The sequence below is a fragment of the Dehalococcoidia bacterium genome, from assembly GCA_041649635.1.
GTDB lineage: Bacteria > Chloroflexota > Dehalococcoidia > E44-bin15 > E44-bin15 > JAYEHL01.
Window position 1 is genome coordinate 65,372 of the sequence record JBAZMV010000003.1, and the last position, 22,774, is coordinate 88,145.

General features: G+C 55.1%; 18 protein-coding genes and 1 riboswitch. Of the genes, 8 read left to right on the forward strand and 10 right to left on the reverse strand.

The window, feature by feature from the left end; genetic code table 11:
- Positions 1–18 precede the first annotated feature (18 nt).
- The 5 genes from WC562_05665 (at position 19) to WC562_05685 (ending at position 8,355) form a co-directional block, all read left to right on the forward strand.
- Positions 19–786 (forward strand): glucose 1-dehydrogenase, encoded by a 768-nt coding sequence (locus tag WC562_05665; GenBank protein ID MFA5055645.1) that lies wholly within the window; start codon positions 19–21, stop codon positions 784–786.
- A 20-nt stretch (positions 787–806) separates the two neighbouring features.
- Complete coding sequence (locus WC562_05670) at positions 807–1,550, forward strand: SDR family NAD(P)-dependent oxidoreductase (GenBank protein MFA5055646.1); 744 nt, start codon at positions 807–809, stop codon at positions 1,548–1,550.
- A gap of 46 nt (positions 1,551–1,596) precedes the next feature.
- Positions 1,597–2,232, forward strand: coding sequence for a DUF6125 family protein (locus WC562_05675; GenBank protein ID MFA5055647.1), 636 nt, complete (start codon positions 1,597–1,599; stop codon positions 2,230–2,232).
- 65 nt (positions 2,233–2,297) lie between these two features.
- On the forward strand, positions 2,298–3,467 hold the full coding sequence (locus WC562_05680) for a hypothetical protein (protein ID MFA5055648.1): 1,170 nt from the start codon (positions 2,298–2,300) through the stop codon (positions 3,465–3,467).
- Positions 3,468–3,624: 157 nt separating this feature from the next.
- Complete coding sequence (locus tag WC562_05685) at positions 3,625–8,355, forward strand: PAS domain S-box protein (protein MFA5055649.1); 4,731 nt, start codon at positions 3,625–3,627, stop codon at positions 8,353–8,355.
- Positions 8,356–8,397: 42 nt separating this feature from the next.
- Here the strand turns inward: WC562_05685 and WC562_05690 are convergent, their stop codons facing one another.
- From WC562_05690 to WC562_05735, 10 genes are all read right to left on the reverse strand, one after another.
- A complete protein-coding gene (locus WC562_05690) occupies positions 8,398–8,724 on the reverse strand; it encodes a hypothetical protein (GenBank protein ID MFA5055650.1) in 327 nt (108 codons plus the stop codon).
- Positions 8,725–8,756: 32 nt separating this feature from the next.
- Positions 8,757–10,040 carry a glutamate-1-semialdehyde 2,1-aminomutase gene (gene hemL, locus WC562_05695; GenBank protein MFA5055651.1) on the reverse strand — a complete coding sequence of 428 codons (1,284 nt, stop codon included), beginning with the start codon at positions 10,038–10,040 and terminating at the stop codon, positions 8,757–8,759.
- A 220-nt stretch (positions 10,041–10,260) separates the two neighbouring features.
- Positions 10,261–11,238: a porphobilinogen synthase gene (gene hemB, locus WC562_05700; GenBank protein MFA5055652.1), complete on the reverse strand. Its 978-nt coding sequence runs from the start codon at positions 11,236–11,238 to the stop codon at positions 10,261–10,263.
- Positions 11,238–12,770 (reverse strand): uroporphyrinogen-III C-methyltransferase, encoded by a 1,533-nt coding sequence (cobA, locus tag WC562_05705; GenBank protein MFA5055653.1) that lies wholly within the window; start codon positions 12,768–12,770, stop codon positions 11,238–11,240. The genes hemB and cobA overlap by 1 nt, the downstream gene beginning before the upstream one ends.
- Positions 12,770–13,690: a hydroxymethylbilane synthase gene (gene hemC / locus WC562_05710; GenBank protein MFA5055654.1), complete on the reverse strand. Its 921-nt coding sequence runs from the start codon at positions 13,688–13,690 to the stop codon at positions 12,770–12,772. The genes cobA and hemC overlap by 1 nt, the downstream gene beginning before the upstream one ends.
- Positions 13,687–14,985 (reverse strand): glutamyl-tRNA reductase, encoded by a 1,299-nt coding sequence (gene hemA, locus WC562_05715; GenBank protein ID MFA5055655.1) that lies wholly within the window; start codon positions 14,983–14,985, stop codon positions 13,687–13,689. The genes hemC and hemA overlap by 4 nt, the downstream gene beginning before the upstream one ends.
- Complete coding sequence (locus tag WC562_05720) at positions 14,972–16,618, reverse strand: NAD(P)-dependent oxidoreductase (protein MFA5055656.1); 1,647 nt, start codon at positions 16,616–16,618, stop codon at positions 14,972–14,974. The genes hemA and WC562_05720 overlap by 14 nt, the downstream gene beginning before the upstream one ends.
- Positions 16,619–16,625: 7 nt before the next feature.
- On the reverse strand, positions 16,626–17,810 hold the full coding sequence (locus tag WC562_05725) for a radical SAM protein (protein ID MFA5055657.1): 1,185 nt from the start codon (positions 17,808–17,810) through the stop codon (positions 16,626–16,628).
- A complete protein-coding gene (locus WC562_05730) occupies positions 17,803–18,972 on the reverse strand; it encodes a radical SAM protein (protein ID MFA5055658.1) in 1,170 nt (389 codons plus the stop codon). Before WC562_05730 ends, WC562_05725 begins: the two co-directional genes overlap by 8 nt.
- A 2-nt stretch (positions 18,973–18,974) precedes the next feature.
- Positions 18,975–19,625 (reverse strand): helix-turn-helix domain-containing protein, encoded by a 651-nt coding sequence (locus WC562_05735; GenBank protein MFA5055659.1) that lies wholly within the window; start codon positions 19,623–19,625, stop codon positions 18,975–18,977.
- 226 nt (positions 19,626–19,851) lie between these two features.
- Positions 19,852–19,940, forward strand: a riboswitch (cyclic di-GMP riboswitch).
- 104 nt (positions 19,941–20,044) lie between these two features.
- Between WC562_05735 and WC562_05740 the strand changes: the two genes are divergently transcribed.
- From WC562_05740 to dgt, 3 genes are read left to right on the forward strand one after another with little or no spacing between them, the layout of a single operon-like run.
- Positions 20,045–20,674, forward strand: coding sequence for a hypothetical protein (locus WC562_05740; protein ID MFA5055660.1), 630 nt, complete (start codon positions 20,045–20,047; stop codon positions 20,672–20,674).
- A 33-nt stretch (positions 20,675–20,707) separates the two neighbouring features.
- Complete coding sequence (locus WC562_05745; GenBank protein MFA5055661.1) at positions 20,708–21,400, forward strand: hypothetical protein; 693 nt, start codon at positions 20,708–20,710, stop codon at positions 21,398–21,400.
- A gap of 38 nt (positions 21,401–21,438) precedes the next feature.
- Positions 21,439–22,602 carry a dNTP triphosphohydrolase gene (gene dgt, locus WC562_05750; GenBank protein ID MFA5055662.1) on the forward strand — a complete coding sequence of 388 codons (1,164 nt, stop codon included), beginning with the start codon at positions 21,439–21,441 and terminating at the stop codon, positions 22,600–22,602.
- Positions 22,603–22,774: the final 172 nt, after the last annotated feature.

Below are 22,774 nucleotides of genomic sequence, written 5' to 3' on the forward strand. Positions count from 1 at the left end.
GCGATAACGGGAGGCGGTATGATCGCTGATAAATTCAGGCTCGACAATAAAGTTGCTATAGTTACCGGCGCCGGTAAAGGCATCGGGCGCTGCATCGCGCTGATGTTCGCCGAGGCCGGTGCGAACGTTGTCCTCGCGGCCAGGACGGAGGGCGACATCCAGGCCGGGGCGGAGGCAGCAAAGGCCTTCGGGGTTAAAGCGGTCGCCGTGCCCTGCGACGTCACGGTCGACGAGCAGCTTGAGCATCTGGTTGCGCGCGCCATTGAAGAATTTGGGCGTATCGATATACTTGTGAACGTGGCCGGGGGCAGCGGGCCGAACGTTGTAGAAAAGACGTCGCGGAGAAGGTTCCTGGCTTCGCTCGATTTCAATATAGTCTCGGCCTTCGTGCTCACGCGGCTGTGCCTGCCGCACCTTCGGGAAAGCAAGGGCTGTGTGATTAATATCAGTTCGACCGTGGCGCGCCTTGTTCAGCGCAATTTCAGTGTCTACGGAACGGCAAAGGCCGGGCTTTCTTATATGACTAGGATGCTGGCCTGCGACCTTGCGCCGGATGTCAGGGTCAACGCCGTAGCGCCGGGGACGATAATGACCGACGCCCTGAGAAGCTTCGTTGACGAGGCCTCGCGGCAGAAGATGAGCGACCTTACGCCGCTGAAGCGTCTCGGCACGCCGGAGGATATAGCATATGCCTGCCTGTACCTAGCGTCGCCGGCGGCCGCCTGGGTCACGGGCAAGATCATCGACGTGGATGGCGGCACGGAGACAACGAGTGTTCCATCCTGATTTAACTTGGAGATAACGATATGTTCGATTTAACAGGACATACTGCTTTGATCACCGGCGCCGGACAGGGCATGGGGCTGGGCGTGGCCAGGGCGCTGGCCGCCCAGGGAGCAAAAGTAGCCGTGAACGATTACTATGCCGAGAGGGCGGAGAAGGCGGCGGCGCGGATATGCGAGGCCGGCGGCACGGCTATCGGCGTAGGCGCTGATGTGACCGACCCTGCATCTATCAAGGCTATGATCGCGGAGATCGAGAGGCGGCTCGGGCCGGTGGACATTCTTGTGAACAACGCCGGCATCCCGGTCGAGGGCGTGAAATACGCGAAGTTCATCGACACCAAACCGGAAGACCTGGAGATATATGTTGATCTCAACCTGCGCGGCGTTATGAACTGCGTTCGTGCAGTACTACCCGGCATGTGCGAGCGCGGCTGGGGGCGCATCGTCACCATCTCCTCCGAATCGTGGCGGCTGGGCGTGAACATGGGGCTCTCGCTCTACGCCACTTCCAAGGCCGGAGCGGTGGGCTTTATGCGGCAGATATCCGTTGAGGTAGGCTCTTGCGGCGTCACCGCGAACTGTATTTCGCTTGGCATGATGAACAACGCCCCCAATGCAGACGCCATCTGCAAAAAAACCACCAGCGTCGGACGGGCGGGCACGCCGGAGGATGTCGGGGCGGCGGTTGTCTATTTCGCTTCCAAGGAAGCGGCGTGGGTCACCGGGCAGGTGCTGCCGCTGAACGGAGGCTCCTGCACCGCATAGGGAAGAGCGATGCGTGCCACGGCGACGCCGCGGAAAGGACGAGTCAATGGTTAAGAAAGAAACCGGGGCCAAGAAGAAAGCGACAAAGACATCGAAGGAAATGAAGGGCTACGGCGGTCCGGTGCGCCCCGTTTGCCGGCTGGAAGACCTCGACAAGGATACGCTCGTCAAGCTGTGTAACGAGTACGCGCGGGCCTACCAGCAGATGGACGGTCACTGGTACGACGCCGTGGCCAAGCGATACGGGGAGAAACTCGCCCGCGAGATAGATTTCGAGGTCTGGATGAGGAACATCCCCTCGACGGCGCGGCGCACACTGGAAGCACTGGGGCATAAGGAAAACGACATGGCCGGGATACTCAAGGTGATGCAGTTCCACCCCGCCGCCGGAGGCTGCCCTTTCCTGTACGACTACGAGGTCGAGCTGAAGAGCCCGAAAGTCGGCATAGTCAAGGTCCCCAGGTGCCACCCGATGCGGCACTATCGGGATAAAGGAAACATGGATTTCGTCAGGGTCATGTGCCGCAAGTGGGATACGGAGATGTTCGGGCAATCGGCAAAGGCTATTGTGCCCAATGTTAAGTGGAAGCCGCTGGTGCTCCCGCCATACGACGAGCCTTATGAAAGACAGGAGAAGGACATCGATTGTATGTGGGAGTTTACGATAGACGACCGGAGATAAGTCGACGGTAATATAAGCGCAAAACGAGTCGACAGCACTCGATAATAAATACTAAGGAGGATACTATGGCAGAACTGCAGGACCTTAGCGGTCCCTTCAATCCTAATTTGGAATTCAGCGACTTCTCCAAGGAGTTTCTGCTGAAATTGACTTATGAATGGCAATGGGCTTTTCTTCAGCTTGACGCCGCCTGGTTCAATCAGGTCAAGAATAAATTCAGCAACCAGTGGGCTCACGAGTGCAGCATGGAGATGTGGCTGCGGGTCGAAACCCTGGCCAACCCGCGGTATGCCAAGCTGGCTAAAATACCGTTGAAGAATGTAGTGGACTCATTAAAGGTGATGCAATTGCCGCTGGCGAATACCATAGGCGGGGTCTTTCCGGTCGAATACGACATAAGGAATGAGAACCACGCTTTCATGACCGTTAAGAAGTGCCCCGTCCTGGAATGGTGCGAGAAGAACGACCCCGAGCGGATCAAGCCCATGTGCCAGGTGAACCACCCTCAGATAATGAAACAGAGCGTGGCCAACCCCAATATCCAGGTGACGCCCGTGCAACTGCCCCCCAGGCAGGGAAACGAGGGCTACGCCTGTAAGTGGGAGTTCAAGCTCGACGTGCCTGCGGGGACGCCCGTGCGCGGCAAAGAGGAAGTGGTTAACGAGACGGCTGACATACCGGAGCTGTCGGATTTGAGCGGCCCTTTGTACACCAAGCTGACCCGCGACCGCTTCTCCAAGGACTTCATTCTGAAGCTGATGAACAACTACCAGTATTCATGGCTCATAGTAAACGGGGGATATTACGACGGCTTGCGCAACCGCGGCGTCGACTTCGATACCAGGAATCAACTGGAATTGGAATCGTGGAGGTCGATGGCCAAGAAGGTGAACTGGCGGTATCCCAAGATAGGAAATTTCGAGTTGAAGACGGTACTCGACTCGCTGAAGGCGATGCAGCTGCCGCTTGACAATACGGTCGGCCTGTTCAGGCCCTCCTACGAGATCGTGAATCCTAATCTGGTATATGAGAAGGTTGAAAAGTGCCGCACGCTGGAATATCTGCAAAAAGCGGAGCCGGAACGCATCATACCGATGTGCCGGGAACTCGAGAAACCGATTATCGAGGCGTATATGCTCAATCCGAAGATCAAGTTAACGCCAACCAAGCTGCCGCCTCATGAAGATCCCAATGAGACTCCATGCTGCATCTGGGAGATTAAGCTCGATGAGTAACGCAACCGTTTGACACGACGATAAGTCTGGCCTAAAATTGCCTGTGCGAGGTTCTGCGCTCACCGAAACGGCAAACCCGCCGGGCTACCGAAGTTGATTGACGCCTTCGGGCAGTACCGCCCGAAGGCGTTTCTGTCGTTAGAGATATGAGATCCGCATGAGAGACGAAGAGAAAAGCAAAGAACAACTCATTAGCGAACTTGTCGAGTTGCGCGAGCGTTTCGACGAGCAGAGCGCCAAGCTCAAACAGGCGCAGGAAATCGACAAGGCGCTGCGTGACAGTGAGAAACGGTCCCATGAACTGGCCGACTTGCTGCCCCAGATGATATTCGAAACGGATGAGCAGGGCAATCTCATCTATGGCAACCGCTGTGCCTATGAGACGCTTGGCTATACTCCGGAAGATGTCAAGAAAGGCCTGAACGTCACGGATTTTGTGCTTCCGGAAGATCGGCTTGTTATCGTCGACAACCTCCTCAAGACCCTCGAAGGCCAGCCGATTGAGCATCCGCGCAACGATTTCACCATCATCAGAAAGGACGGCACAACATTCCCTTCGCTTATTTGGCCATCCATCATCATCAGCGACAACAAACCGGCAGGCATCCGCGGCATCTGCGTGGATATCACCGAAATGAAGAAAGCGGAAGAAGCGCTGCGCAAGAGCGAGGAACGCTATAGGTCGGTAGTGGACAACGCCAGCGAAGCGATAATCGTAGCCCAGGACGGAATGCTCAAGTTCTTCAACCCCAGGGCTCTCGAAATCGGAGGCTACACGCCGGATGAACTATCTGCTATACCGTTCATCGAGCTCATACACCCCGATGACCGCCAGATGGTTGTCGAGCGGCACCTGAGAAGACTGCAGGGCGAAGAGTTCGACCATACATATCCTTTCAGGGTTGTGTCCAAGGACGGAAAAAGCAAATGGATGGAGATCAACTCCGTACTTATCTCCTGGAACGGCAAGCCGGCCACCCTTAACTTCCTGAGCGACGTTACCAAACGAAAGCTTACTGAGGACGCCCTGCGCCAATCTGAAGAGAAGCTGCGGCTCATCTTCGACTCCATTAAAGACGATATAACGATCACGGACCTGGAAGGCCGCATCATCTCGATGAACGAAGCGGGCCTACGAATGTCCGGCTACAGCCGCAAAGAAGATGTCATCGGACGCAACGGCTTTGATTTCATCGCAGATAAGGATCGAGCCAGAGCCATAGAAGATTTGACAAAACAACTGACGATAAAAGATGGCTATACCTTATCGTACTATGCTCTGAGAGATAAAGAAGGGAAAGAGTTCGATGCCGAGGTAAGCGCGGCCGTGCTGCCGGATATTAACGGAAACGCGAACGGATTTATAACGGTTGTACGCGACATCACCAAACGCAAACTGGCTGAGAAAAAGCTGCAGGAAAGCGAAGAAAAATACAAAGAGTTGGTTGAACAGGAGAAGGACGTTATCTTCTCCGTGGACGCATCGGGCCATTTTACATCTATCAACTCGGCGGTAGTATCCTGGGGATTCAAACCGGAGCAAATAATAGGACGACATTTCTCTGAATTTATACCGGCTGAATGGCAAGGAGTTGTGCCGGGAGCGCTTGATCAGATATTAACGTCTGATGATATTACCGCTGAACTTGTTGTTTCCGACGCTAACGGCAAGGGCCGTCCCATCGAATTCAGCGCCACCGTTATCAGAGAAGGCAAGGAATACAGAGGCGTGCGGGGCATTGTCCGCGATATCACAGAGCGCAAACAAATCGAGGAAGCACTGCGCGAATCGGAACAGAAACTGCGACTCACTTTCGAATCCATCAACGAGGCCATCATTCTGACAGACCTGGAAGGAAACATTCTGGACATCAATGAAGCGGGCATAAGGAAATCGGGATACAGCTTCAAGGCGCAGTTGATCGGCCTCAACGGCCTGCAATTCTTCGCAGAAGAAGCTAGACCCAGAGTTTTGGAACAACTGACCAATCTCCTTAGGGATGGCAGTATACCAATAATCGCCTCTAAGATTATAAGCAAAACCGGCCGGATTTATGACGTCGAGGCCAGCGCCGTACTGCTGCGCGATAATACCGGCAATCCCACAGGTCTCATTGTAGTTATAAGAGATGTATCCGAGCGCAAGCGCATGGAGGAGGCCTTACGGGACTCAGAGGAAAAACTGCGCTTCATGTTCAAGTCCATCATCGACGCCGTTGTAGTTGTAGACCTTGAAGGTAAAATCCTGGAAGTGAACGATGCGGGGTTAATACTTACTGGATACAGCAATAGAGACGATCTCATAGGAGTGAACGCCTTCGATTTCGTTGTCGAGGAGGATCGAGAGAGATCATTCACTGATATGATGGACTCGTTCAAAGTTGGGCCCGGCTTCCTTGTCCAGTATCGGTTCAAAAATAAACATGGCGATCTGCTGTTCGTAGAGGCCAGGGGCGGTATGGTTTTCAACGCTTCCGGCGAAGTTACCGGTTTCATAGTTATCGTAAGGGATATCACCGAGCGCAAGCGCATGGAGGAGGCTTTGCGCGATTCGGAGGAGAAACTTAGGCTGACCTTCGAATCGATAGAAGACGCTATAGTAGTGATCGACCTCAACGGTTATATCACGGACCTGAACGAGGCGACTCTCCGAATAGGGGGCTATGCCCATAAAAGCCAGGTTATCGGGCGCAACGCCTTTGACCTGATCGCTCCAAAAGACCTGCACCTTGTTATGGAAGACCTGAAAGAACGCATTGCGGGACGTCCCAAAGAGAGAATGGAGTACTCGATCCAACCTAAAGGTGTCAAGTCCATTGATGTGGAACTGACGGCCTCAACCATACATGACGAGAAGGGTAACCCCGCGGGATACATCGCCGTCCTGCGGGATATTACGGAGCGTAAACTGGCGGAAAATCAGCTTAGAGAGAGCGAACAGAAATATAAAGAGCTCGTTGAGAGAGAGAAAGACGTTATTTTCTCCATCAACGAGTCCGGGATAATCACCTCGGTTAATTATGCCGTTACGATGTGGGGATACAATCCGGATGAGATTATCGGAAGGCCTTATGCCGACTTTGTGCCCGTGAAAATGCTGGAAAAGTTAGAAAAGAATATCCCGACACGGCTGCTGTCCGAGGGCGAAGTGGTAGCTGAGGCTTTGGGACAGGACAAGACGGGGACTTGGCGCCCCATAGAGTTCAGCGCGACTGTTATCCTCAAGGATGGAAATTTCGCCGGCGTCAGAGGTATAGTGCGGGATATCACGGAGCGCAAACTGGCGGAGGAAGCGTTGAAACAACGCAACAGGGAGCTGGCGACGCTTAACAAGATAGCCGAAGCGCTCAGCCATCCCGTTGGCTTGAGCAAACTTCTCAAGACCGCTCTGGACAGCGTTTTGGAGACAATGTCTCTTGATTACGGCAGTGTCTGGCTTGTAGATAAGATATCCCTGGAATTGCATCTATCCACCGCCAGGGGGAATAAGGATATTCAAATCACGATAGCCGATATGAACAACGCCTTGCGGTCGGGGAAAACCACCGTTGCAAAATACCGCCCCGAGGTCAAGACGGCGAAATCGGGAAAGACGCGGAGGGAGAAATCCGAGCAGCGCAAGTCGATTATAGGAGTGCCGTTGAAGTCGAAGGGCGGGATAGTGGGCGTGCTGGGCGTCGTCGGCGACAAACACGCATTATCTGACAGCGACATGCGGCTGCTGGAAACAATCGGCGACCAGATAGCCGTAGCTATCGAGAACGCGCAGCTGGTTGAAAGACTGAACGAGCTTTCCATAACCGACGACCTTACCAAACTGTATAACCGGCGCCATTTCTACGAAGTACTTGAGAGCGAGATGAACCGCACACGGCGTTACGGGCGCTGTATCTCACTGTCCATGATAGACCTTGACGGCTTCAAAAAATACAATGACAAGTTCGGTCACGCCAGCGGAGACGTTATCCTCACAGACTTCGCCGGCTCCCTCAAAGAAGGTTTGCGCGGCACCGATACCGCGTTTCGTTACGGCGGCGATGAATTCATCGTCATCCTGCCTTCAACCAACGCCGAGAGGGCCAAGGAAGTCATAGAAAGAACCCGCAAGAAATGGCTCAAGAAACTTGCGGAACAGCAGCCAGGCACCGAGAAAGTGCTGGGATTCAGCGCCGGCATCGCCCAGTTCCCGGAGAATGCCGAGACGGTTGACGGTCTGGTTTTCCTCACCGACACCGCCCTGTACTACGCAAAGAGGGGCGGCAAGCAAAGGGTCATGTTGATCTCGGACCTTGGCACCACTTCCCTCGACGCGCTCAGTTCGCCGACGTTAGACCAGATTTACGCGCTGGCGGCAACGGTGGACACCAGAGACCCGTACACTTACGGCCATTCAAAGAGGGTGGCCGCCATAGCGGAATCGCTGGGACGGGCTATAGGGTTGCACGGCGATGAACTGGCCGAGCTGGTAGCCGCGGCGTTCCTGCACGATATAGGCAAGGTGGGAGTGGCGGACGTAATTCTGACCAAGCCCGGGAAGCCAGAAAAAGAAGAGTGGGAAGCTATTAAGAAGCACTGTGCCGAAGGCGCCAAGATCATACAGCATGTCAAAGAGCTCGCATCCCTGGCTCCGTATATCCTGCACCATCATGAATGGTATAACGGAACGGGCTATCCCGATAAACTCAAGGGCCAGAAGATACCGCTCGCCGCGAGAATAATCAGCGTCGCGGACGCCTATGATACTATGACCGCTAAGCGCCCTTACCGCGAGGCCATATCGCCGCAGGAAGCGCTCAAAGAACTGGAAAGGTGCTCCGGTACGCAGTTCGACCCCAAGCTGATAGAGGCGCTGCGGCGCATCAGCAAAGCGGGTCTGCAAGTGAACTAGATATTAATCTACGGGCGACAGGAATGCCCCGGGAGAGCAACTCTAGGTAGATTGGGAAGGGTTGGATATCTGCAGATGCGGGCCGTCCGGTGTGTCCTCGCAGTCGAACAAAAACCCGTCGACGATTTCCAGCATCTCGGCTTCAATGAGCAAGACCTTTGTGCCGTTGTCCTCGATAACGGTGTCCCCTTCGCGGTATACATCCATTATTATCGCCAGGTGGCCTTCCGGCGTGGGGACCAGCCGCAGCGCTATATCGGACTCATCCACGCCATAGGTCAGCTCTTTAAACTCATCGACACACGACGTCCTGCCGCGGGCCATCATAGCCCGGAGTTCCTTCATGGCAACATCGGTAACTTTAATCATTCCAACCCCTATAACATTATAGACGACAGGCGCTAAGCCACCAAGCCCAAGGCTTCTTCTACAGCCGAAATCGTAGTATCGATATCCTCATCACTGTGAGCCGTCGATACAAATGCCGCCTCGAACTGCGACGGAGGCCAGTAAACGCCTCTCTTCAGCAACGCGCTATGAAATACTGCGAACGCTTTAATTTCGGACTTTCTCGCCGATTTGTAATCTGTAGGAAGATTCGATGCAAAGAACGCGGTGAGAAGCGACCCTATGCGCGATACCTTGACTCCCGCGCCGAGCGAATCTGCCGCCCGCATGATGCCCTCCTCCAGACAGCGCGATTTGCGTTCGAGATCCTCATAAGCGTCGCCGCGCTTAAGCGCTTCCAGCGTGGTGATACCTGCTGACACGGCCAGTGGATTGCCTGACAGTGTGCCCGCCTGATAAACAGGCCCGACAGGCGCTACCATGCTCATGATCTCATCGCGGCCGCCGTAGGCTCCGACCGGCAATCCCCCGCCAATTATCTTCCCCAGACACGTAAGGTCGGGCCTGATTCCGTACAACCCCTGCGCCCCGCCATAGGCCACGCGGAAGCCGGTTATCACCTCGTCGAAGATGAGCAGCGCGCCGTTAGCCGCAGTCAGCGAACGCAGCCCCTCCAGGAACATCGGGCGCGGCGCTACCACTCCCATGTTAGCGGCAACCGGTTCGACGATCACCGCCGCGATATCCTCGTGCCGATCGAATATCTCCTCGACATGGCTTAAATTATTGTAAGATGCGATGAGGGTATTGGCAGCGTATCCCGACGGCACTCCCGGGCTGTCGGGCAGGCCCAGCGTGGCCACCCCGGACCCGGCCCTGGCCAGCAGCCCGTCCGAATGGCCGTGATAGCAGCCGTCGAACTTGATTATTTTCTCCCGCCCGGTGAAGGCCCGCGCCAGACGTATCGCGCTCATGGCCGCCTCCGTGCCGGAGCTGACAAAGCGAACCTTTTCGATCGACGGCATGGCCTCGCATATCATCTTGGCCAGCTCGGTTTCGAGCTCGGTCGGCGCCCCGTAGCTGGTGCCGCCCCCGGCGGCGCGCCTCAGCGCCGCCACGATATCGGGATGCGCGTGGCCCAGTATCAGCGGCCCCCAGGAGCAGACGTAGTCGATATATTCATTACCGTCGACATCGTATAGCTTCGAGCCGAGCCCGCGCTCGATGAACACGGGCTCCCCGCCAACGGCCTTGAAGGCGCGCACCGGACTATCCACGCCGCCGGGCAGATACTTCTGCGCCTCCGCGAACAGCTCTTTTGATTTGCTTCTATTCATGAATCGACCTCTCTACAGACTAAATCCCCCTGCATTCCCCCAATCTTAGCCATCACGTAGGGGCGAACCTATGTGTTCGCCCGCTGTGGGCAGACACGCAGGTCTGCCCCTACGGAATGGGGACACCCCTAAGACCCTGTCAGGAGAGAAATCTCCTGCACCTCTTTTATGACAGCCGCGCCCGCAATGTTCCCACGTAGGGGCGAATAATCATTCGCCCTTATTCCCGCAGCCACCGCGCCACATCTTTCGCATGATAGGTAATAATGACATCCGCGCCCGCCCGTTTTATAGAGGTGAGTATCTCCATGACGATGCGGCGTTCGTCGATCCAGCCGCGCGCCGCAGCCGCCTTGACCATCGCATACTCGCCGCTCACGTTGTACGCCGCAACCGGACAGTCGACCCGGCTGCGAACCTTATGAATCACGTCGAGATAGGACAGCGCCGGCTTTACCATTATGATGTCGGCGCCCTCCGCCGCATCCTGCTCTGCCTCCCGCAGCGCCTCCCTGACATTAGCGCCGTCCATCTGGTAGGAGCGCCTGTCGCCGAACTGCGGGGCCGACTGCGCCGCGTCGCGGAACGGCCCGTAGAAAGCCGAGGCGTATTTCACCGCGTACGACATTATCGGCACGCGACTAAATCCAGCCTCATCCAGCGCCGAGCGTATCGCGCCGACCCTTCCATCCATCATGTCGGACGGAGCGACGATATCGGCTCCCGCTTCCGCGTGCGAGACCGCCATGCGGGCCAGCAAGCCCAGCGTTTTATCGTTATCCACGTCGCCGTCGACGATGACGCCGCAGTGACCGTGGCTGGTGTATTCGCATAGGCAGACATCCGTTATCACCAGCAGGTCAGGCGCGGCCTTCTTTATCGCCCGTATCGCTCTCTGCACGACGCCGTTCGATTTATACGCAGACGAACCGACTTCGTCCTTGCTATCGGGGATGCCGAACAGCAGAACGGCATTGATGCCGAGGCCGGCGACCTCCTTCGCCTCGCTCGCCAGTTTATCGACCGAGTATTGAAAGACCCCTGGCATGGAATCGACCTTGCGCTTGATACCGCGGCCATGCGTCACGAACAGCGGATAGACGAGGTCGTCCACGCCGAGCGATGTTTCCCGGAACAGCCGCCGCATAGGCTGGTTCCGGCGCAGCCGGCGCAGCCTGACCTGTGGATAACCGGCCATCAGGAACCGCCTTCCTTTTTCGACGTGAAATACGCCTCGATAGCCGCGACCAGACCGGGAATCGTATGCTCCTGCGCCATGATATCGACCCGGATGCCAGCCTTCTGCGCGGCGGACGCCGTGGCCGGCCCGATGCAGGCGACCTTGGCCCTGTTTATCGCCTCGACATCGCCGTCCAGCGCCGCAAGGAGATTCGTCACCGTCGACGAGCTGGTGAATGTGATGATATCGATATCGCCTTCGAGTAGTCTGCGGCTGCCTTTTTCGTCGACGCCTGCGGGCTTTGTGGTGCGATATGCCGCCACCTCGATCGGTTTTGCGCCGAGCTTTATCAGGCCGTCGATAAGCTCCCCCGGCGCGATATCTGAGCGCGGCAGCAGCACACGGCATCCTGCTATGCCCAGTTCCGCCAGCCCTTCAAGCATAGAATCGCTGGTGAACTCCTGTGAAACGAAATCCGGATACAATCCGAGGTCGCGGAGACTATCAGCGGTAGCCGGGCCGATAGCCCCGATCTTGACTTTACCGAACCAGCGCGCGTCCAGTTCCGCGGCGCGCATGCGCTTCCAGAAGGCGTCTACGCCATTGACGCTGGTGAACAGAACCCATTGGAATTTCCTCAGTTTCGATACTGCGAGGTCGAGCTTGGTCGTGTCCTCGAGTTCGCGGGACTCGATCACCGGTAGCTCGACCGCCTCGGCGCCGAGTTCCGAGAGGAGCTTGGACAGCTTACTTGCCTGATCTCGCGAGCGCGTCACCAGCACCCGCTTGCCGAAAAGCGGCCTGTTGTCGAACCAGGCCAGCCGCTCGCGCAGCGCGACCACATCGCCGACGACGATAACTACCGGCGGTCTGAAATCGGCGCGCTCGGCATGCGCCACGATCGTGGCCAGTGTAGCGACCAGCGTGCGCTGGCGCGGCCCGGCGCCGTTCTGTATCAGCGCCACCGGCGTAGTCAGAGACCTCCCGCCTTTTATGATACGGTCGACTATCACCTTAAGATTGCCCATGCCCATAAGGCAGACAACAGTATCGACCGATGTGGCCAGCTTCTTCCAGTCCACGCTCGAATCTTCCTTGGTCGGGTCCTCGTGGCCGGTGACGACCGCGAATGACGACGCCATGCCGCGGTGTGTCACCGGTATGCCCGCGAAGGCCGGAACGGCCACGGCCGAGGTCACGCCGGGCACAACCTCGAACGGGATGCCGCCCTGGAAGAGCGCCTCCGCCTCCTCGCCGCCGCGCCCCAGCACAAACGGGTCGCCGCCCTTAAGACGAACGACCGATTTCCCCTCTTTTGCTTTAGCGACCAGTATACGATCGATCTCTCCCTGTTCGACGCTGTGATCTCCGGCGGCCTTGCCGACATAAATCATCTCGGCATCGCCGCGCGCCCGGGCCAGCAGCCCGTCATCCGCCAGCCGGTCGTACACAATTACATCAGCCTGCCGCAGCAGTTCCAGACCTCTTAATGTTATCAGCCCAATTCCGCCGGGCCCCGCGCCCACGAGATACACAGAACCTTTTTGCATCACTCGTTCCTCCCGATAAGTCTGTCAGCGCCCGACGCCATAATCCTCCGAGCCAGGCGAACGCCCATCTGCTCGGCTTGCGAAGAGTCGCCCTCTACATCGGAATATTTAACCTCGCCCGTCGCCGGGTTGGCCACCATGCCGCGGATGTGCAGCGACGTTCCTTTTACGACGGCGAGCGCCGCTATCGGCTCGCGGCAGCCGCCGCCCAGCGCCTTGAGGAAGGCCCGCTCGGCAGTGATCTCCCGCCATGACGATTCGTGATTCAACACAGCGACAAGCTCGTCTATAGCACCATCCTCGGCGCGGATTTCGATGCCGAGAGCACCCTGTCCCACGGCGGGCACGAAAACATCCGTCGATAAATGCTCGGTAATCCTGTCTTCGAGATTCATGCGCTTCAGCGCCGCCGCCGCCATAACGATGCCGTCGACCTCCCCGTTCGAACACTTGCGCAATCGCGTATCTATATTACCCCTCATATCGGTGACGACGATATCGCGGCGCTGCGATAAAAGCTGAACGCTGCGCCTCTGGCTTCCCGTGCCTATCCTGGAACCCGACGCCAACTTCGACAGGCCATCGCCGCCGTTGGATACCAGCACATCGCGCGGGTCCAGCCTCTTTGTTACGGCGGCCAGCTTCAATCCGTCAGGAATATCGGTAGGCATATCCTTGAGGCTGTGTACGGCGATATCGATATCGCGCCGCAGCAGCGCCTCCTCAAGCTCCTTCACGAATACACCCCTGCCGCCGAGCACTCTTAACGAGGTCTTACGATCGCGGTCGCCCTCTGTCTTGACCTTGACCACCTCAAAGGAAAGATGCGGGTAAGCCGCCGATAGAGCATCGACGCCCTCCTGCGTTTGCAGCAGCGCCAGCTTGCTCTTGCGCGAACCTATAACGATACGCCCCTTCATTTCTTACGTGACGCCTCAATTTCTATGTCGAACAGCTCTTTCACGGTTTCCACCATGGCCCCGTCATCGTGGCCGTTGCCCTTTAAACATTCCACCGGGTTATGTAATATCTTGTTCACGATCGATCTGGTCATGGCCTCGATGCTCTCCCGCTCCTCAGCCGACAGCGGCGGCAGTTTCTTCAAGGTGAGTTGAAGCTGGCGTTTCCGTATATCTTCGGCCTTCTGCATCAATGCATCCACTACGGGCTTCACGCTCATGGCGTGCCACTGCTCCGCGAACCTCTCCATCTCCTCATCGATGATGGACATGGCCCTGGCGATCTCCTTCTCCCTGGCCCTGCGGTGCGTCTTCGATACATTCATAAAATCATCGATATCGTAAAGATGCACTCCCTCAATGCCTCTGACGCTGGTGTCGATGTCGCGCGGAACGGCTATATCGACTATTACAAGCGGGCGCGAGGGACGTGTGCGCATAATATCCGAGACTATATCGTAATCGACCACGAAGTGCGGAGCGCCGGTGCACGAGATAACGATATCGGCGGCCTCCGTCTCTTCCCGCAGCAGGCCTAGATCAACAGCCCTGCCGCCTATCGACCCTGCAAGCTCAGCGGCGCACTCCGGCGAACGATTTATTATCGCTATATCAGCGACCCCGCGCTGAGCAAAGGCCCGCGCCACCAGCTTCCCCGCCTGACCGGCCCCCACCAACACGACGCGACACTTACGTACATCGCCGACGGCCCCGGCCGCCAGCCTCACCGCTACCGAGCTTACCGAGAGCGCGTTCCTGCTGATATCAGTTTCATCGCGCACTCGCCTGCCGATGCGGATGGCCTGCTGGAACACCTTCTTGATGTGCGGATCCGCCATCCCGTCCGCCTCCGCGGCCTGGAGCGCCCGCCGGACCTGTCCCTGTATCTCCCACTCGCCCACGATCATGGAGCACAGCCCGGCCGCCGTCTCTGTCAGGTGTCTTGCCGCATCAAGCCCTCTTGTCGTGTAAAGATGCGGGGCCAGTTGATCCTGTGAAAAACCCGACCACTCGCAGAAAAACTTCTGAATCGGCTCCGCCAGCGATTCTTTATCGTTGCAGATAGAATATATCTCGGTCCTGTTGCACGTCGCCAGGATGACCCCGCCACCGACGTAGGTGCCAAGCCGCGCCAGCGCCTCGTGAACGCGCCCCCTGGGTATGCTTAAACGTTCTCTAACCTGAAGCGGAGCCGTTTCATGGCTCACCCCGGTTAAATATATATGCGGGCTCGATATCAAGTTATCCCCGCTCATTACCTTCACGCCTTTCCAGACTCTCCTTCAGCCTCCGTCCGGCCTCATCGGTTTTTCCCTCGCGAATAAGCGCCAGCAGCGCATCGATATCAAGCGCATTGCGCCAGTCGTCGCCGGTGACATCGGCCCCGCCCCGCCGCAACTCGGAGCGCGCCCGCCCCGCCAGCGCCAGCAGCGCGGCATACTCGTCCCCAAACTCGGCCTCAAGCCTCTCCCTGATGCGCCGCGCCAGCGCCGGGCTCGCGCCGCCCGTTGATACCGCTATGCTCAGATCGCCGCGCCGCAGGTGCGACGGCACAATGAAATTGGAAAGCTCCGGCACATCGACGACATTGACCAGCACGCCGAGCTTCTCCGCCTCCGCCGCCGCTCGACGGTTGACATCGGCATCATCCGTGGCCGCTATAATCACGAACGCCCCGGCCAGGTCGCCATCGGCATACGGCCTCTTCGCCGCTATTATTTTGTCCGACGCAAATAAATCCTCGAGCCCGGCGCACAACTCGGGGCTTATGACCTGCACGATGGCATCGTGCTCCAGCAGCGTATTGACCTTGCGCAGCGCCACCTCGCCGCCGCCCAAGACCACGCAGCGCTTTCCGTCTATATCAAGCGATATCGGATAGTAATGTTTGGGCAGTTGATGCGCCGCAAAGGGACGGTATTTGACACGTTCCTTTTTGAATTCGCGCGTCGTGGGAAGAACCTCGTACTGCTTGATGCCGGTTCCCTCCGCTATCTTTTTGATGATATCGCGGCACTCGCGATGGGTCTTGGCATGTATCATCGTGTACAGGTTGTATTGCCATTTATCATGGTTCACCCGCTCGTAGCAATGGCTCACCTCATCGATGGCGGACATCTTGCGCCCGGCCTTCTCCACCAGCTCGGGCGGCACCTGCCAGCAGACCATGGCGTTGGCGGTGAATCCGGCCTTGCCGTGCCTAACCGCGGCGTTGTAGCGCTTGATGACCCCGTTTTGCTTTAAATGACGGCATATCGACAGGAACTCATCCTCGCTGAAACCGGCATGCCTGGCCATGACTTCGAACGGCCTCGATACAACCGGCAGGTCGCGCTGTAATTCGACGATGACCGCCCAGTCGCTCACGGTCAGCGCCGCCGCTTCGCGCTCCTCCGGCTCCTTATCCTCGCGCGGAAGTCCGCGGCCTTCCATATCAAAGAAGGCCCTGGCCTTGAAGCGCCTCAGCGTGGGCAGGTCCATTATCGCCTCCGGTTCGATTTCAACGCTCAGCGCCTGCAGAACCTCCCCGCGGTCAACGTTTTCGGGAAGGGTCAGCGTGAACCACAGGTTATAATGATGCTTGCGCTGGTAGTTGTGGCTCACCCCCGGAAGCGCGTTTACGGCGCGCGCCGCTTCTTCGATACTGTCATACGGTACGCTGACGGCGACAAGAGTGCTGGCGTAGCCCAGCCTCTGCGCGTTGAATATGGGGCTGACCGTCCTTAATATCCGGGTCGACTTCAGCCGTCTCACCCGCTCGATGGTCTCCTGCTCGCTGATGCCTAAGACGTTTGCAATCGCCGAGAACGGCTCCCTGCGCAGGGGTATCTCCCTCTGAAGCAGGTTGAGGAGCCTTCTATCTATACTATCCAGCTTCTCACTCTTCATAAAATGTTTATACCTTTTCAGCATGCGCCGCGCGCGCGGCGCCGGGTTGATATATGCAATACGGCTCCTCGCTGAGATAATCGCCCGTGGCCTCGTAGGCGCGGGCGCGGCAACCGCCGCACGGACGGCGGAACTCGCATGCGCCGCACTTGCCCTTGAGGTTCGATAGGTCGCGCAGCTTGTTGAATACTGGGGAATCCGACCAGATGGAGGCGAAATCCTGCCTGCGGATGTTTCCGGCCTCCACGTCGAGGTAGCCGCACCCCTGAACGTGGCCGATGTGAGATATGAAACAAAAACCGGTGCCGGCAAGACACCCGCGCGAAAGAGAATCGAGCGCATGATGGCCCTTAGGCGATATCGAAGAAGCCTCAGCCATCTTCCCCTTTCGTAAAGGGGGATTGAGGGGGATTCCCGTAGAGACGCAATACCTTGCGTCTCCTTCATTCGACCCCACGCCCTGCCCCTTGCGCCGCTGCATGACAATGCGCATGTAGTGCGGCGCGTCGGTCGGTTTAAACTGTATCCTGTCACCCAGCTCTTCCTGCTTATCGTATATCCAGTTAAGTATGCGCTCGTGCTCCTCAGGCGAGAGCACAAGGTCAGCCAGTTCCCTGCCCCGCCCCGTCGGCACCAGCATGAACGGGTGGAAGGCAACCGCTCCAAGTTCAAGTGCCAGATCGAGCAGATCACCGATAAGCGCAGCGTTCTTTTTAGTGATAGTGCTATTTATCTGTATATCGATGCCGGCCCGCTGCGCCCGCCCGATGCCATCGATAGCCGTATCGAAGGCACCCGCTCTGCCCCGAAATTCGTCCTGTAATTCGGCATCCGGGAAGTCGATGCTTATACCGACGCGCGATACCGGCACCTGCTTCAGTTTGCGGGCGATATCGTCGTCGATCAGCGTGCCGTTGGTTCCCAGCACCACGCGAAAGCCCCGCTCCGTTGCGTACCTTCCTATATCAAAGACGTCCGGGCGGCATAAAGGTTCCCCCCCCGTGAGTATCAATATCGGCTTCCCCACCACGGCAATCCGGTCGATGAGAGCGTAACACTCCTCCGTGCTCAGCTCTCCGCTGTAGTCGACATCCTGCGCCGAGGCGCGGCAATGGGCGCAGGACAGGTTGCAGCGCCGCGTTATCTCCCACGCCACCAGCCTCAGTTTCGGTTCGATGATCGAGTTATTCACAGCGACTGCGCTCTACAATTCCTATTTCCTCATCGCTCAGATAGCATGCCGGGTCATCGGCCCAGACGTCGCCGTGTACGGCCTCAGCCCGCGAACGCAGGTTGCCGTTGCAGATATCGATATAGCGGCATTTCGCGCAGCGGCCTTTGAGTATCGACTTGCGGCGCTTGAGTCCCGCCATCAGCGGATGCGACGTATCGAGCCATATCTCGCCGAACGTTCGCTCCTTAACATTACCGAACGTGATGCCGCTCCAGAACTGGTCCGGGTGCACATTACCAAGTGCATCCACAGCGCCGATGAGCACGCCGGAGTTGTTGCCGCCGTTGCTGCGCAGCAAATCGAGGGCTTTATCAGCCCATCCCCGGTCGCTCTTCAGCAGTTTCAAATATAGATACACCCCGTCGGCATGGTTGCCCACGGTGAGCACTTCTTTGCGCAAACCGCGACGGTAGAAATCGACGGTGCGCTCGCAGATGAGGTCGACGACGCGCCGCGTCTCATCGTGCGACAGGTCGCTGTCGATGAGGGTACTGCCGCGGCCGGAGTACGCCAGGTGATAGAAACAGACGCGGTCGATACCCTCCCGCTCGACGAGGTCCAGGATGGAGCTAACCTCGCTACAGTTCTCTTTTGTCAGCGTCATGCGCAGCGAGACCCGCTGCCCGGCGGCCTTGCAGTTGCGGATGCCCTCAAGCGCCGCCTCATACGCGCCGTCCATGCCGCGAAAACGGTCGTTTATTTCTCCGACGCCGTCCAGGCTGATGCCCACCTCGCGGAAGCCGATGGACTTGATTTCAGATGCGGCGTCGGGCGTTATCAGCGTGCCGTTGGTCGATACCACCACGCCCAGGCCAACATCGACGGCGTATCGGGCCAGCTCGAAGAAATCGTCTCGTAAAAACGGCTCGCCGCCGGAGAACAGCAGCACCGGTACGCCGAAATCGGCTAGCTGCCGGATGAAAACCTTGCCTTCGTCGGTATTCATTGAGGAATCGGCGTCGCGCGAATCGGCGCTGGAGTAACAGTGGATACATCTGAGATTACATCGCGTTGTGCAGTTCCAGACGACGATGGGCTTGCCTTTATGCCCGCCGTCGCGATAGCGCAGGTGATCGCCGGGCCCGACCTCGTCGCAGAGAAGGCGCGAGATAGAGAGCATGGCTAACCCCTACCCCCGCGCTGCCTGCTCTGGTGCGCCTCCACCAGCGAAAGCAGGAACTCGTCCGTTATCTGCGTCACCAGCGGCACGGCGTCCGCCGCCTGCCCGCGCAGCACGCCCTCCCGCTTCACGATATCGCTGGCCACCTGTATCAAAGGAGAACGGTGCAGGATGAAAGCCTCGATGGCATCGGTGAGAGATACGTTTATATCTGCCAGGTACTCCCCGAATTGCCTCCCGACCTCCCTGGCCGACCGCATCGTCTCTTCGCGGCCTTTCTTATCGGTTAGATACTCCACGGCCAGCCCGTATACCGCGCCACCCAGCCCCCTGAGCCGCGCTTTGGACTCATCGCTGAGGCCGCCGTACCAGTGCGTCTCGGCCATGCGCTCGCGGGCCTGCTGTATCTTGTGCAGCGGCTCGGAGCCCATCTGCGCCAGCATGTCCTTGTTGGTGAATACGCGGCTCTGCGCGGCGATGAAAGCTCGCAGCTCTGATTCGACGTAACGGCGGTGCCCGCCGGGCGTGACGAAGGCCTTTATCCTGCCCTCATCCGTCCAGTTCCTTAAAGTCGCCTCGCTCACGCCGAGGAGCTTGCACGCCTGGCCGATGGTGAGCAGGCTCTGTCCGGTGTTAGATTCTCCCTGAGTCATGCGACAATCCAAGCTAGGGCTGGCACGGTAAATCTATAAAAATCTACAAATTCTGCCAAAACCTGCACCATGTTATCACAGTAGGAAACGGAGGTCAACGAGGGAGGTTGTGGTAGGTTAACCTCTCGGTTACCCTATATTACATATACTATTTACCCAAATAGACTTAGTGTGATTGACAACCGCCAATAAACCTAGTAGTATAAAAAAACCTGTCGAGAGCTACATGCGTAAAAAGCAAACCACGAGAAATCATGGGACGCAAAGCCACAGGTCCAAAGCTTTTATATGAGCAATGATAGCTGGGTTACAGAAGCGCTAAGCGATTTTTGTATGTAAACCTTCCTCCTTAAAAAAGGGGAGGGTTTTATTTGTGTTTATAGGTCTTAGTTACAACTGCTTCGTGATGAGAGGTAAACATGACTAGTGATGTAGAAATTATATCCAGTGGAATACGAGCCAGGTTAGAGCATTCCGATATTAATGTTCCAGTATTAACAAAGGAATATTTCGATGAGCTTCTTGGTACGCCAGTATTGTATTACCAGGTTTCTGAAGGCGAATTCAAGATGGTGAATCCGAGATCTGCATGCGAGCTATCACTTGAAAATGACAAGGTTGAAATAAAAGACCTCAGCGGTAAAGCTCCGAATAAGAAGTCTAAGTCCCTTGATATTATTTATCAATTTATCGGCCATCTATCCTATCCAATAAAATCGTACTGTTTCACTTATGAATTCATTTTCAAAGGCGACAAGACTTTAAGGCCAGACGAGTGGATTGCAAGTAAATTAATTAAAAAAACGGAGATAAAAGAACAACTGGGTAATGACATATCTTCTACAGAAGTTATTTTGCGCTTTCAACGGGATAACGTATTTTGGAACATTAAGTTTGGCGGATATGATTCCCAAAAAGGGGACTCAATTCGAGTGAGGTTTCATATTCATACCGATGCTGTCCAACTACCTGTAAAAGAAACATTGGCTATTGAATTCACATCTGCATTTGCAGAGGCTCTAAAGTATATCGAATCGTTTAATAAATAGCCGCGTGAAAAAGTATTTTGGGGGGATTGTGAAATGGTTAGTTCGCAAACAAGGGAATCGGAGCCTTTCGCTAAAGACCTGGAGGCGAACATTACGATTGGGCATAAAACCCCTATTTTTACACGGCCTGAAGTTGGAGTAAGATTAGTGCTCCCCAGAAAACATGGGGCGACTCATATTGATGAGGCAAAAGCTATCAAACCCCGTGTACGATGGTTACGAAGAGAGGACAGACTATATGCCCAACTTTTTAGCAATGCAGCGATAGAGATTAATTTATTCCCAAAAGTTGCTTTCCCACCTGACGATACAATACGCAGCGAGGAGATATCAGAAAGGCAAATAATATTGCTTCACTTTATGAACAAGCTACTGGCAGATGGAATAAATCTTGATGAACGTATTCTGCAACGATTTGTATATCTGCAAATTAAAATAAAACAGGAATACAAGGCATTTAAACTTTTCTACGGGAAATTCAAGAGAACTTCATATGGACCTTTTAATGAAGATCTTTGGAGAGAAGTCGTTCAACTACGTAATCAAGGATTAATAAGCGTGCAAAATGGTGTAATTGCGCTGACTGGGAAAGCTAATGAACTGCTTAATACCAGACTAGTTGATAAACACCAAATGTACTGGAGTGGTCATAGGTGCACATTACATCAAGTATATCCTTTAGAACAGATGCTGAGAATCGACATAGGTTCATACTTACCTGAATAGCTGTTTAATAGTAATTCCCTACAAAGGGCGAGTAATTTATGCCAGCACTTAGAACTGTTGAACGTATATATAAGTGCGAAATATGTGGTGAAGCTGGGTTGCTTAGTGGATATGCAACCCACAGTAAAGAAGCATTGCGACTAAATCCTGATAAAGATGGCGAACATAAATACCGAACAAAGTTCGCTCGCGACCGCGATAAAATTCTATACACAGATTCCTTTAGACGTCTTGTGCATAAAAGCCAAATATTCGTCTCTGGTGATCCCTCCAAGTGCATAACTCGGTTAACTCATACTCTTAGAGTTGCGCAAGTTGCACAAACAATCGCAAGAGCACTCAGGCTGAATGAAGAATTAGCCATAGCTATCGCCATGGGCCATGATATCGGACATCCACCATACGGTCATTTAGGGGAAAATGCTCTGAGAGAGTTAATGATCAATGACAATGGGTTTGAGCATAATGAAGAGAGTGTATGGATATTGGCTCTCTTTGAAAAACTAAATCTGACCAGCGTGACATTGGAAGGCATTCTTAAACATACTAAGTTTAATTATAATGAGTATCAAGACAACGAGAGGAAAGACCCTTTCTTAAAGTGCACGTTTCCCGGCTGTACAGATTCAATCAATTTTAACTACTTTGGATCTAAGGGCTCTGACGGACGAGTCATATTTAAACACCCGTCTTCAATAGAAGGCCAAGTTGTAGATTTAGCTGACGAAATAGCATACATCGCACATGATCTGGTCGATCTACGTAAGATGAAGGTAGTAGAAGACAATGAGTTCCCTGAAAGCTGGAAAAAACAATTCGGGCTTACAGATATACAGCGTAATGTAACCGATAGGTTTATTACTGCAGCAATTGACCATAATGCAAAGTTTCTTGATGCACAACCAAATTCTGAAAAGGAGATTATAGAACACCCTCCAGACCTATCAACCATGGTAAGTGAGATTAAGGATTGGGAAAAGAATATTTTCAACGAGAAATTAAAAGAACAAAAGAAATATGCGGACGATAGGATTTACAAGTTATTTTCTTATTTCACAAAGAAGCCACATGAACTCAAGAAATATCACCCTAATTACTACGAAAAAATCAATGAGTACTGCAATGGTGCTGAGCTTGTGTGCCATTGTATCGCCACTATGACAGATATTGAAGTCGACAAAATATTCGTTGAAATATCTTAAGACTAGAGACTAAATTTAATTTACAATGCATCACTGTATCATACTTAATCATACATCTAATAATCCAATTTGACATGCTACAGTACACTCGGTTGGACTAGTGATTACCCACACCCTCACAAACAGGTTGACTCGACACAAGAATTTCTATACAATAACAACTCCAGTACAT